The organism is Mycobacterium sp. G7A2 (assembly GCF_041902445.1).
Taxonomy (GTDB): domain Bacteria; phylum Actinomycetota; class Actinomycetes; order Mycobacteriales; family Mycobacteriaceae; genus Mycobacterium.
The window spans coordinates 3,557,519-3,569,254 of record NZ_CP169251.1; the positions used below are offsets into that span (position 1 = coordinate 3,557,519).

Sequence of the window (11,736 nt, forward strand, 5' to 3'; positions counted from 1 at the left end):
CGGTGTTCGACAACGTCGGACTGTTCGTCGACACCATCTCCGCGGGTCTGCTCCTGACCGTGGAGGCCACCGTCGGCGGCATCGTCATCGCGACCGTGTTGTCCTTCGCGTTCGGGTTGGCGATGTTGTCGCGGTGGCGTGTGGTGCGGGCCCTGGCCCGCGTCTATGTCGAGATCTGGCGGGGCACTTCTGAAGTCGTGCAGCTGATGTGGATCTACTTCGTGCTGCCGGTCCTGGTCGGATACCAGATCGTGCCGCTGGCGGCCGGTATCGCCGTGCTGGGTCTGAATTTCGGCGCGTACGGCGCGGAGATCGTGCGCGGGGCGGTGCAGTCGGTGCCTCGCGCCCAGTACGAGGGCGCCGTTGCGCTGTCGCTGACGCCGCGGCAGCGGATGCTGAGGGTGATCCTGCCGCAGGCACTGGTGGAGATGGTCCCGCCGTTCAACAACCTGTTCATCCAGCTGCTCAAGGGCAGTTCGCTGCTGACCATCATCACGGTCCACGAGATGACCTATCAGGCAAGGGAAGTCCTGATCGACCGGTTCATCTCCCAGGCTGCGACCATCTGGACGATCGTGTTGTTGTTCTATTTGGCGCTGGCGGTGTTGATCACCGCCGGGATGCGGTTGTTGGAACGCTGGGCCGCCGCCCTGGTCGGTCGCCCGGTGGCACCGCGCCGCACCGTGCGTGCGTTGTTCCGTCGCGACCGGGTGGAGCAGCGGTGATCTGGGACTGGCAGTACGCCTGGGAAGTCTTTCCCGAAATCGTCGTCGACGGATTGCGGATCACGCTGCTGGCGACCGTGCTGGGCTCTGCGCTGGCCTACACACTGGGTCTGCTGCTGACGTTGCTGCGTCGTTCGCCGATACGCATCGTCAGCTCCACCGCGTGGGCCTTCATCGAACTGGTGCGCAGCACACCGCTGTTGGTACAGATCTTCTTCTTCTTTTTCGTGCTGCCCGATTTCGGGGTGCGCTTCGATCCGTTGACCACGGGCGTCGTCGCGCTCGGTGTGCACTACGCGACCTACTGCGCCGAGGTGTACCGCGCCGGCATCGACGCGGTGCCGGTGGGCCAGTGGGAGGCCGCCGTCGCGCTGAACATGCCGCGGCTACGCACCTGGACGGCGGTCATCCTGCCGCAGGCGGTCCCACGCGTGTTGCCCGCGCTGGGCAACTACACGATCTCGATGCTCAAGGAAACGCCGTTGCTGCTGATGATCGGTGTCCTCGACATCGTCGGAGTGGCAAACCAATTGGGTTCGCGGGCTTTCCGTTACGTGGAGCCGATCACGATCGCCGGGGTGCTGTTCCTGGTGCTGAGTTACTCGGCTTCCCTACTCGTGCGAGGGATGGAGCGACGTGTCCGATACAGCCACTGACATGATCCGATTCGAGCATGTCGTCAAGAGATTCGGCGACAATGTCGTGCTCGACGGGCTCGACTTCGCCGTCCGGCCGGGCGAATTCGTCACCCTCATCGGCCCCAGCGGCTCGGGTAAGACGACGATCCTGCGCCTGTTGATGACACTCGAGCAGGTCAGCGAGGGTCGCATCTTCGTCGGCGGCGACTGCCTGAGCCACATGACCCGGCGCGGACGGGAAGTGCCCGCCGACGAGAAATACCAGCGCCGGGTGCGCAAGCGCATCGGGATGGTGTTCCAGCAGTTCAACCTGTTTCCGAACATGCGGGTGCGACAGAACATCACGGAGGGACCGATTCACTCCCTGGGCCTTTCCCGCGCCGAAGCCGAGGAGCGTGCAGACACACTGCTCGACATGGTCGGTATCGCGGACAAGGCCGACGCGCACCCGGCGCAGTTGTCCGGCGGTCAGCAGCAGCGGGTGGCCATCGCGCGTGCGCTGGCGATGCAGCCCGATGTGCTGCTGCTCGACGAGGTCACCTCGGCGTTGGACCCCGAGCTCGTCACCGGCGTGTTGGCCCTGCTCAAGGACATCGCCACCACCACCGAGATCACCTTCCTGTGCGTGACGCACGAAATGAACTTCGCCCGTGACGTTTCCGACCGCGTGATGATGTTCGACGGGGGCAGGGTCCTCGAGGACGCGGCCCCGGACAAGTTGTTCAGCGACCCCGACCACGAGCGCACCCGGGAGTTTCTGCGCGCCGTGCTGGAGCGCGGTTAGCTCAACTCGTGGCCGGCACCGGAACCATCGGTTTCTCGCAGCAGATCTCGTTGTGTTCCATCTCGGGCGGGCACGGACATTCCTTCTCGTAGACCAACCGCGCACCGCACTCCTGACATTCGTATCGATCACCCACGTGTCGTCCCACTGCGGTCCTCCCACCGATCACGCGGCGCACCACGGCGGCGCACCTGCTTCTGCAGCGAATGCTATGGCCGGGGACGCCCGCCGCCTACGGCCGAAAGTCCCTGGCGATCACTGCGCCCACCGGTTTCAGCGCAGGCTGTCGGCGGTCGCCGCTGCGTCGGCGACACTGATGACCATCCGGCCGTAGGGCTGCCCGGACAGGTCCAGCCGCACCGCCGGCGTCGAACGACGCGCCACGGCGAAGGTCTTGGCGCCGGAGCGTCGCCATGTGCCGATCTTGACGCGACCGGGTACATGCAGACCGGGCGCGCGCATGCCGCGCACACACGACAGCGGGTCGTGATCCACCTCGACCGCGGTGATCGCCGAGACAGGGAACCGGAAGTCACCGTGCAGACCGGCAATTTTCTCCCACACGCCCAGCTGCACCGTCACGTCGTCGCCGATCCGCGCAATCCTCGCCATTGTCCGCCTCCTCTATCATTCTCATTTATGAGAATAATAGCACCGGCGATAATGGCGGTATGCCGTCGATCGATCTCCTCCTGCACCCGATCCGCATCCGCATCATCCAGGCTCTGCTCGACGGCAGCGCGCTGACCACCAAGCAGCTCAAATCGCAGTTGACGGATGTGCCCAGCGCATCGCTGTACCGGCACGTCGCGATGCTGGCCGATGCCGGCGTTCTCGTCGTCACGGGCGAAAGGCCGGTGCGGGGCACCGTCGAGCGCATGTACGCGCTGCATCTGCCCAGCGCGTCCGTCGGCGCTGCGGAGGCTCGCGCGCTCAGCCTCGACGATCACCGGCGCGCCTTCACCGCCTATGCGGCGGCACTGCTCGCGGACTTCGACCGCTACCTCGATGACGCCGGCGCCGACCCGGTAGGCGACGGAGTGTCGTTCACTCAGATGGCACTGTGGCTGTCGGACGACGAGCTGGCGACGTTGCGCCGCAAGCTCGCCGAGCTACTCCAACCCCTGTCCACAAACGGGCCGGGCAGGGACCGGACGAAACGGATACTGAGCATGGTGCTCATGCCGGCGCGATGACGCGGCTCACGCCGCCACTGCCCCACCGCGGCTCACGCCGCTTCTGCCCCACCGCGGCTCACGCCGCTTCTGCCCCACCGCGGCTCACGCCGCTTCTGCCCCACCGCGGCTCACGCCGCCGACGTCACCCGGTAGACGTCGTACACACCCTCCACATTGCGCACCACGTTTAACACGTGGCCGAGATGCTTGGGGTCGCCCATCTCGAACGTGAAGCGACTGATCGCGACCCGGTCGTTGGACGTCGTCACCGAAGCCGACAGGATGTTGACCTTCTCGTCGGCCAGCACCCGGGTGACATCGGAGAGCAGCCGGTGCCGATCCAGCGCCTCCACCTGGATCGCGACCAGGAACACCGACGACGGCGACGGCGCCCACTGCACGTCGATGATCCGTTCGGACTGATCCTGCAGCGACGCGGCATTGGTGCAGTCGGTGCGGTGCACGCTGACGCCGCCACCGCGGGTGACGAAGCCCATGATGTTGTCGCCGGGCACCGGGGTGCAGCACTTGGCCAACTTGGTCAGCACACCCGGGGCGCCGGGGACGGCGACGCCGACGTCGTCGCTGCTGCGCTGACGCACCGGCATGGTTGCCGGCGTGGACCGCTCGGCCAGTTCGTCGGCAGCGTCGTCGTCGCCACCGATCTGGGCGACCAGCCGCTGCACCACGTGGCGGGCCGAGACGTGCCCCTCGCCGACCGCGGTGTAGAGCGCCGAGACGTCGGTGTAACGCAGTTCGCGGGCCAGCGCGCCGATGGACTCGGCAGTCATCAAGCGCTGCAACGGAAGTCCGCCACGACGCACTTCTCGCGCGATCGCGTCCTTACCCGTTTCCAGCGCCTCTTCTCGCCGTTCCTTGGCGAACCACTGTCGGATCTTGGCTTTGGCGCGCGGGGAGACCACAAAGGTCTGCCAGTCGCGCGACGGTCCAGCGTTGGGCGCCTTCGAGGTGAAGATCTCGACCACTTCGCCGTTTTCCAGCTTGCGTTCCAGCGCGACGAGTCGGCCGTTGACCCGCGCACCGATGCAGCGGTGTCCGACCTCGGTGTGCACCGCGTAGGCGAAGTCGATCGGTGTCGACCCGGTGGGCAGCGTGATCACGTCACCTTTGGGGGTGAACACGAAGATCTCCTGCACCGCAAGGTCGTAACGCAACGACTCGAGGAACTCGCCGGGGTCGGCGGCCTCCCGCTGCCAGTCCAACAGCTGACGCATCCAGGCCATGTCGTCGATCTCGGTCGCTGCGTGGCTGGGCGGGGCGGCGTTGCGGCCCTTCGCCTCCTTGTACCGCCAGTGCGCGGCGATGCCGTATTCGGCGGTCTTGTGCATGTCGAAGGTGCGGATCTGCACCTCCAGCGGCTTGCCCTCCGGACCCACCACCGTGGTGTGCAACGACTGGTAAACCCCGAAGCGGGGCTGGGCGATGTAGTCCTTGAACCGCCCGGCGATGGGCTGCCACAACGAATGCACCACCCCGACCGCGGCGTAGCAGTCCCGCACCTCGTCGCACAGGATGCGCACGCCGACCAGGTCGTGGATGTCGTCGAAGTCGCGGCCCTTGACGATCATCTTCTGATAGATCGACCAGTAGTGCTTGGGCCTGCCTTCGACAACGGCGTTGATCTTCGATGCCGACAGGGTCGCGTTGATCTCGGCGCGCACCTTGGCCAGATAGGTGTCACGCGACGGCGCCCGGTCGGCGACCAGCCGGACGATCTCCTCGTACTTCTTCGGATGCAGGATCGCGAACGACAGATCCTCGAGCTCCCACTTGACCGTCGCCATACCCAGTCTGTGCGCCAGCGGGGCAATGACTTCGAGTGTTTCGCGGGCCTTGCGGGCCTGCTTCTCCGGCGGTAGGAAGCGCATGGTCCGCATGTTGTGCAGCCGGTCGGCCACCTTGATCACCAGCACGCGGGGATCACGCGCCATCGCGATGATCATCTTGCGGATCGTCTCGCCTTCGGCAGCCGTGCCGAGGGCGACCTTGTCCAGCTTGGTGACCCCGTCGACGAGGTGGCCGACCTCGGTGCCGAACTCCTCGGTCAGCGCCTCCAACGTGTAGCCGGTGTCCTCGACGGTGTCGTGCAGCAGTGCCGCCACCAGCGTCGTGGTGTCCATGCCGAGCTCGGCCAGGATGTTGGCCACCGCCAGCGGGTGGGTGATGTAGGGATCACCGGACTTGCGCATCTGGTCGGCGTGCCGCTGCTCGGCGACGTCATAGGCCTTCTGCAGCAGCGCCAGGTCTGCCTTCGGATAGATCTCCCGGTGTACGGCGACCAGCGGCTCGAGCACCGGGTTGACGGCGCTGCGCTGCGACGTCATCCGCCGGGCCAGCCGGGCCCGCACCCGCCGGGACGCGCTGGTGGAGGGCTTCGGCAGCTCCATGGGCTGGGTTTCAGGGCCCGCCGCACCGGCCCGGGTTGGTGACTGCCCGGCCTGGCTCGCGCGGTGATCCGTGTTGACCTCGCCGGCCATTGTTCACCTCCCGGGGCTGTCCTGTAGGCAGGATATCCGTTCAGACCGTGTACAAGCTCGTGACCGCAAGCGGATCCAGCACCGCCCGGCCACCGAGGGCGGCCAGCTCGAGCATCACCACCGCCCGCGTCACCTGTGCACCCGCCGCGGTGAGCAGCGCGTGCGTCGCGGCCAGGGTCCCCCCGGTCGCCAGCACATCGTCGATGACGACCACCGACCGCCCGGCGAGCTCGACGCCCTCGGCGGGCACTTCCAGCGTGGCGGTGCCGTACTCGAGCGTGTAGGTCTCGCTGAGCACCGGCGGCGGGAGCTTGCCCCCCTTGCGCACCGCGAGGACACCGACGCCGAGCTCGAGGGCGACCGCGCCGCCGAGCAGGAAGCCGCGCGCATCCACCCCTGCGACCAGGTCAGCACCGCGTGCGACGTCGGCGATGGCCTTGCTCACCTCGGCCAGCCCGCGCGCGTCGGCCAGCACGGGTGTCAGGTCTTTGAACTGGATACCCGGCTCGGGAAAATCGGGCACCTCACGCAGCAGGGACGCGATGACCCCGGAGACCCGAGAGACGTCAGGGGCGTCGGAATTGCCGGAGACCTCAGGCACCGGGGAGAGCTCCGAGCCGCTCACTGGCTCAACTTCCAGCGGTCCATGTTCCACCCGGCTCCCCATCGTGTCGGATTCGCGCTCACCGCGAACATGTTCGTCGAGGTGACCAGGGTCCGCTGCTGACGGTACAGCGGCAGAGTCGGCATGTCCCCCCAGAGGATCGGCGCCGCCTCGGCGAGCAACCTCGCGATCTCCTTCGGGTCGTTGATCACCGCGATGGTCGAGATGATGCCGTCGATGCGTTCGTTGGCGTACCGCGGCAGATTGTTGCCGTTGGCGCTGTGCAGCGTGTACGCGTCCACGGCCGAGGATCCCGACGACCCGCTGCCGGCTGCGCCCCCGGTCCCGGCCACCAGGACGTCGATCTCGTTGTTGCGCAGCGCCAGTGGCCCCGTGTCCGCGCCGGCAACGTCTTCGACGGTGATGCCGGCGGGAGCGCAGGAGCGCGCGATCGCGCCGACCAGCGCGGCGAGGCGGGCATTGGGGGTTTGATAACCCATCCGCACCGTCAACGGTTGCCCGCCCAGCGCGGCACGCGCGGCGTCGGGATTGGCGACGGCGAACTCGCCGGCCTCGGGGGTCGTCTCGGCCGCGCCGTAGGCGTCCTCGGTGGCCGTGTTGAGCCGTGAGTTCACCACCGGCACCTCGGCGTTGCGGGCGATGACGTCGCGCGGAGTGCACAGGGCCACCGCGCGTCGCGCCGGCACGGCGGCCAGCGGTCCCTGCGGGGCGAACAGGAGCTGCTCGACGCCCGCCGAGGCCGATTCGGATCGCTGATAGTCATCGGGCAGGTTCAGCGTGCCCAGGGAACCCGACGCGATGTCGACCACGTCATAAGCGCCCTCGTCCACCCGGTCCTGCATGTCCGAGCTGCGCGGATGGACCACGACGCGCCCGGTGATCGGCATGGTGCCCCACCACTTGTCGTTGGCGACCAGCACCACCGAGCCGTCGGACGACACCGAGTCCAACTTGTAGGGACCCGACGACGGGAACCGGGCCAGGTCCACATCCGGCGTCAGATCCCAGACGGTGTTCCACGCCGCAGCGATGCGCTCGACGACCGGACCGTCGTTGTCCAGCAGTGCCCGCGTCACCCCGCCGTCGCCGAGGCCGAGCTCGTCGGCCAGGACGTGGGCCGGCATCAGCGAGGTCGCGGTGAACAGCTGCCCGTAGTCGGTGAACGGCCGGTCCTGGGCGAAGGACACCCGAGCCTTCTTCTGACCCGGCACACACTCGACGGTGGCGATGTCGGTGTAACCGGCGCGGCTGGCCGCGTCGAAGGCCGGGAACCGCCCGGACTGCGCCGCCCACGCGAGCACCATGTCGTCACACGTCACCGGTTTCCCGTCGGAATACACCGCTTCCGGTTTGATCTCGTAGTCGAGCACCAGCGGGTTGCGGCCGACCAGATTGGTGGTTCCGAAGTCGTGGTCGCCGACGATCTGCCCTTCCGGGCCGTGATACGTGAACCCGGTCAGCGCCCGGGCGAACGCCTGGGGGCCACCGGAGGCGGCTCCGGCGACGGTGTTGGTGTTGTAGCTGACCAACGCACCGTCGACGGCGTAGTCGACGGAGTCGGCGGCCTGGTCAGCACAGGACGCCAGGGCCGGGCCGGCGAGCAGACACAGCACGACGGCCGCCACGGTGACGCGTCGCGCCCTGCGTCGGGCCATCCCGGCTACCGGTTCCGGGGGCTTCGCTTACCCGAAGGCCGCCCGGTCCTGCTCGTGGTGGGACGCACCGGGCGCGCGCCGGGGGCGGGCTTGTCGGGCGGGATGCTCGGCGCCGCCGAGGCCGACACCGAGGCCGGCTGGGCGTCGTCGTCCTCGTCGGCGCCGAGGTCGGCCGCGTCGTCACTTCCCGATCCACCGGCGGCCTTCGCCGCGGCAGTCGCGCGGCGGTTGAGCACCCGCCGGGTGTGCTTGCTGACCAGTTCCGTGCGCTCACGCAGGCTGACCAGCAGCGGTGTGGCGAAGAAGATCGACGAGTAGGTGCCCACGATGACGCCGACGAGCTGCACCAGCGCCAGGTCCATCAGGGTGCCCACGCCCAGCAGCCACACCGCGATGACCATCAGTGCGATGATCGGCAGCACCGAGATCACGCTGGTGTTGATCGAGCGCATGAAGGTCTGGTTGACCGCGAGGTTGGCCTGTTCGGCGAACGTGCGCCGGGTCGTGTGTTCGAACCCCTCGGTGTTCTCTTCGACCTTGTCGAACACGATCACGGTGTCGTAGAGCGAGAAGCCCAGAATCGTGAGCAGGCCGATCACGGTGGCCGGGGTGACCTCGAAGCCCACCAGGGCGTAGACCCCTGCCGTGACGACGAGGTCGAACAGCAGCGTCGTCAACGCGGCGATCGCCATGTACCGCTCGTAACGCACCGTGATGTAGATGGCCGCCAGCACCAGGAACACCACCAGCGCGATCAGGGCCTTCTGGGTGATCTGACCGCCCCACGTCTCCGACACGGCCGAATCGCTGACCGCCTCCGGGCTGGGGGTGCCGTCGGCGCCGACGGGCTGGAAGGCGTCGAACAGCGCGCCGCGCAGCGCGATGACCTCGTCGTTGCTCAGTGTCTCCGAACGGATCTGGAACGTCGCCGAGTCGCCGCTGCCGACGACCACCACCGACTCCGGGGGCGCGCCCACCGCGTCGGTGAACACCGTCTCGACCTGCTGGGTGGTGGCCTGACCCTCACCCCGCGGGAACGACACCTTCGTGCCGCCGACGAAGTCGATGCCGAAGGTGAAGCCGCGCAACAGGATCGCGGCCAGCGCGATGAGCACGATGCCACCGCTGATGCCGTACCAGAGCTTGCGCTTGCCGATGACCTCGAACGCGCCGGTGCCGGTGTAGAGCCGCACGAAGAAGTTACGGCGCGGAGCCCCGGTGCCCGATTCCAGCTCGGGCGCCTCGACTCCGGTGGCCCGGGTGTCGACACTGTCGTTGGTTCGCTGACGTCTGGCCATGCCTCAGCCCCGTCCCGCCGCGTGCGCGGCCGCTCGGCGTTCGCGTGCGATCTGCTGGACGGCTCCGAGCCCGTTGAGCGCCGGCTTGGCCATCGTCGTGGACTTCGAGGCGAGGAAGGCCAACGGCCAGGTCACCAGGAACACGACGACCACATCGAGGATCGTGGTCAACCCCAGGGTGAAGGCGAAGCCCTTCACCTGGCCGATGGCCAGGAAGTACAGCACCGCGGCGGCCAGGAACGTCACCGCGTTGCCGGAGAGGATCGTCTTGCGGGCCCTGGTCCAGCCTCGCGGCACCGCCGACCGGAACGAGCGTCCTTCCCGGATCTCGTCCTTTATTCGTTCGAAGAACACCACGAACGAGTCCGCGGTCATACCGATACCGATGATCAGGCCGGCGATCCCGGCCAGATCCAGTGTGTAGCCGATGTAGCGGCCCAGCAGGACCAGGATGGCGAAGACCATGGCGCCCGAGGCCACCAGCGACAGCGCCACCAGCAGGCCCAGCACGCGGTAGTACAGCAGCGAGTACAGCAGCACCGCCGCCAATCCGACCGCACCGGCGATCAGGCCGGCCCGCAGCGACGACAAGCCCAGCGTGGCCGACACCGTCTCTGCTTCCGACGACTCGAACGACAACGGGAGCGAGCCGTATTTGAGGACGTTGGCCAGCTCGCGCGCCGTGTCCTGGGTGAACTGGCCGGTGATCTGGGTCTGCCCACCGGGAATGGGCTCCTGGATCTGCGGGGCGCTGACCACCTGCGAGTCCAGCACGAACGCCGTCTGGGTGCCCACGTTGGCCGCGGTGAAGTCCGCCCACGTCTTGGCGGCGTCGCTCTTGAACTCGACGTCGACGACGTATTCGCCGCGCTGCGTGTCCAGTCCGGAGCTGGCGTTGGCGATCTGCTCGCCGTTGATGATCGAGCTGTCGAGCAGGTAGACCTCGTTGCCGTCGGTCGAGCAGGTGACCAGGGGCAGGTTGGGGTCGTCGTTGCCTGCCAGCACGTCCTCGTCACCGCAGCGGGTGGCCTGGAACTGCATCGCCAGGATCTGGATCGCCTGCTCGCTGCTCTGGCGCAGCCGCTTCTCGTCCTGGATCCGGGTGGCCAGCGGGGCGTCCTGCTGACCGGGTTCGGCGGAGTCGCCCGGCGACTGCGGCGCGGGACCCGGCGGTGCCGGACTCGGTGAGGGACCCGGTGTCGGGGTGGGCGCGGGCTGGGCGGGGAACGGTCGCGGCTGCGGCGCCGGCTCACCGGCCGGCGGTGCGGGTTGTCCGGGCTCCGCCCCCGGCGTCCCGGCGGGCGGGGCTGGTTGTCCGGGTGCCGCACCAGGCGCCCCGGCGGGCGGGGCGGGTTGTCCGGGCGGCATGCCGGGCAGACCCTGCGGCAGGCCCGGCAACGAACCCTGCGGCAGTCCCGCCGGACCCTCCTCTTCACCCGGCGGCACTGCCCCCTCGGCGGGAATCGCGTGGATGACGGGCCGGATGTACAGACGCGCCGTCTGCCCGAGGCTGCGGGCTTCGCTGCCGTCGTTGCCCGGCACGGTGATCACCAGGTTCTGCCCGTCGATGATGACCTCGGACCCCGACACGCCCAGACCGTCGACGCGAGCACTGATGATCTGCTGGGCCTGGTTGAGCGATTCGCGGGTGGGCGCGCTGCCGTCCGGCGTGCGCGCGGTCAGCGTCACCCGGGTGCCGCCCTGCAGGTCGATGCCGAGCTTGGGATCGGGCTCTTTGTCCCCGGTCAGGAACACCAACAGGTAGGCACCGATGAGCAATACCAGGAACAGGACCAGGTAGCGCGCAGGGTGCACCGGCGTCGAAGACGATGCCACGTTTCAGGGTCTCCTCGAGATCAGTTCGTCAGCACCGCAAAGGGTACGTGCTTGTTCTGTGACCCTCGTCGTCACTCTTTGGTGTGGGGCCGATCCGAGATCTCGGTGCCCGACGACCGGGCGCCCAGCTCGTCACCGGAGTCCTCGAGCTCGTCGTACTCGTCCTCGGCGTCGGTGTCGTCGTCGGTGATGCGGTCGCGCACGGCCAGCTTCATCCAGGTGGTGACGACGCCCGGGGCGATCTCGAGGTCCACATAGTCCTCACCGATGCCGGTGATCGTGCCCTGCAGGCCCGACGTGGTGTGGATGCGGTCGCCGACCTGCAGCGAGTTGTGCAGGTCGATGGTGGCCTGCATCGCCTTCTTCTGACGCCGCGACGCGAAGAACATGAACGCGCCCATGATGATGAGCAGGGGCAGGAAGACGAGCAGATCCATGAGGAGACAGTCTTTCGTATCGAGGCATTCGGGTGCGAATTCGATGACCAGTGTGCCATTGC

11 protein-coding genes are annotated in these 11,736 nt (G+C 67.8%); 4 read left to right on the plus strand and 7 right to left on the minus strand.

The window, feature by feature from the left end; translation table 11 throughout:
* Window positions 1-2 precede the first annotated feature (2 nt).
* Genes ehuC through ehuA form a run of 3 tightly spaced genes read left to right on the plus strand, consistent with a single transcriptional unit; the run spans window position 3 to window position 2,147 of the window.
* Window positions 3-725, plus strand: a complete 723-nt coding sequence (gene ehuC / locus ACEWX3_RS16875; RefSeq protein ID WP_207066490.1) for an ectoine/hydroxyectoine ABC transporter permease subunit EhuC — start codon at window positions 3-5, stop codon at window positions 723-725.
* The gene (gene ehuD, locus ACEWX3_RS16880) at window positions 722-1,381 is read left to right on the plus strand and encodes an ectoine/hydroxyectoine ABC transporter permease subunit EhuD (protein WP_374157141.1); all 660 of its coding nucleotides are present in this window, start codon (window positions 722-724) and stop codon (window positions 1,379-1,381) included. The genes ehuC and ehuD overlap by 4 nt, the downstream gene beginning before the upstream one ends.
* 1 nt (window position 1,382) lies before the next feature.
* The gene (gene ehuA, locus ACEWX3_RS16885) at window positions 1,383-2,147 is read left to right on the plus strand and encodes an ectoine/hydroxyectoine ABC transporter ATP-binding protein EhuA (RefSeq protein ID WP_207066492.1); all 765 of its coding nucleotides are present in this window, start codon (window positions 1,383-1,385) and stop codon (window positions 2,145-2,147) included.
* Window positions 2,148-2,420: 273 nt separating this feature from the next.
* Here ehuA and ACEWX3_RS16890 read toward each other — a convergent pair whose 3' ends face one another.
* Window positions 2,421-2,759 (minus strand): hypothetical protein, encoded by a 339-nt coding sequence (locus ACEWX3_RS16890; protein WP_207066493.1) that lies wholly within the window; start codon window positions 2,757-2,759, stop codon window positions 2,421-2,423.
* Window positions 2,760-2,818: 59 nt separating this feature from the next.
* Here ACEWX3_RS16890 and ACEWX3_RS16895 point away from each other — a divergent pair, with 59 nt between their 5' ends.
* Window positions 2,819-3,343 (plus strand): helix-turn-helix domain-containing protein, encoded by a 525-nt coding sequence (locus ACEWX3_RS16895; RefSeq protein WP_221357099.1) that lies wholly within the window; start codon window positions 2,819-2,821, stop codon window positions 3,341-3,343.
* A gap of 110 nt (window positions 3,344-3,453) precedes the next feature.
* On the opposite strand, the gene ACEWX3_RS16900 is transcribed toward ACEWX3_RS16895, so the two are convergent.
* The 6 genes from ACEWX3_RS16900 to yajC form a co-directional block, all read right to left on the minus strand.
* Window positions 3,454-5,823 carry a bifunctional (p)ppGpp synthetase/guanosine-3',5'-bis(diphosphate) 3'-pyrophosphohydrolase gene (locus ACEWX3_RS16900; protein ID WP_207066495.1) on the minus strand — a complete coding sequence of 790 codons (2,370 nt, stop codon included), beginning with the start codon at window positions 5,821-5,823 and terminating at the stop codon, window positions 3,454-3,456.
* A gap of 40 nt (window positions 5,824-5,863) precedes the next feature.
* Window positions 5,864-6,448, minus strand: coding sequence for an adenine phosphoribosyltransferase (locus tag ACEWX3_RS16905; protein ID WP_286182879.1), 585 nt, complete (start codon window positions 6,446-6,448; stop codon window positions 5,864-5,866).
* Entirely contained in the window at window positions 6,445-8,103 is a 1,659-nt protein-coding gene (locus ACEWX3_RS16910; RefSeq protein WP_221357102.1) for an ABC transporter substrate-binding protein, read from the minus strand. Before ACEWX3_RS16910 ends, ACEWX3_RS16905 begins: the two co-directional genes overlap by 4 nt.
* A gap of 5 nt (window positions 8,104-8,108) precedes the next feature.
* On the minus strand, window positions 8,109-9,401 hold the full coding sequence (gene secF, locus ACEWX3_RS16915; RefSeq protein WP_374157142.1) for a protein translocase subunit SecF: 1,293 nt from the start codon (window positions 9,399-9,401) through the stop codon (window positions 8,109-8,111).
* Window positions 9,402-9,404: 3 nt separating this feature from the next.
* On the minus strand, window positions 9,405-11,237 hold the full coding sequence (gene secD, locus ACEWX3_RS16920) for a protein translocase subunit SecD (protein ID WP_374157143.1): 1,833 nt from the start codon (window positions 11,235-11,237) through the stop codon (window positions 9,405-9,407).
* Between the two features lie 71 nt (window positions 11,238-11,308).
* Window positions 11,309-11,674 (minus strand): preprotein translocase subunit YajC, encoded by a 366-nt coding sequence (yajC, locus tag ACEWX3_RS16925; RefSeq protein ID WP_374157144.1) that lies wholly within the window; start codon window positions 11,672-11,674, stop codon window positions 11,309-11,311.
* Between the last annotated feature and the right edge of the window lie 62 nt (window positions 11,675-11,736).

What these genes read in the sequence shown, in the direction of transcription:
- ehuA (WP_207066492.1), top strand. Translation starts at nt 1,383, where the DNA reads ATGATCCGATTCGAGCATGTCGTCAAGAGATTCGGCGACAATGTCGTG.
- ACEWX3_RS16890 (WP_207066493.1), bottom strand. Translation starts at nt 2,759, where the DNA reads ATGGCGAGGATTGCGCGGATCGGCGACGACGTGACGGTGCAGCTGGGC.
- ACEWX3_RS16895 (WP_221357099.1), top strand. Translation starts at nt 2,819, where the DNA reads ATGCCGTCGATCGATCTCCTCCTGCACCCGATCCGCATCCGCATCATC.
- ACEWX3_RS16900 (WP_207066495.1), bottom strand. Translation starts at nt 5,823, where the DNA reads ATGGCCGGCGAGGTCAACACGGATCACCGCGCGAGCCAGGCCGGGCAG.
- ACEWX3_RS16910 (WP_221357102.1), bottom strand. Translation starts at nt 8,103, where the DNA reads ATGGCCCGACGCAGGGCGCGACGCGTCACCGTGGCGGCCGTCGTGCTG.
- secF (WP_374157142.1), bottom strand. Translation starts at nt 9,401, where the DNA reads ATGGCCAGACGTCAGCGAACCAACGACAGTGTCGACACCCGGGCCACC.
- yajC (WP_374157144.1), bottom strand. Translation starts at nt 11,674, where the DNA reads ATGGATCTGCTCGTCTTCCTGCCCCTGCTCATCATCATGGGCGCGTTC.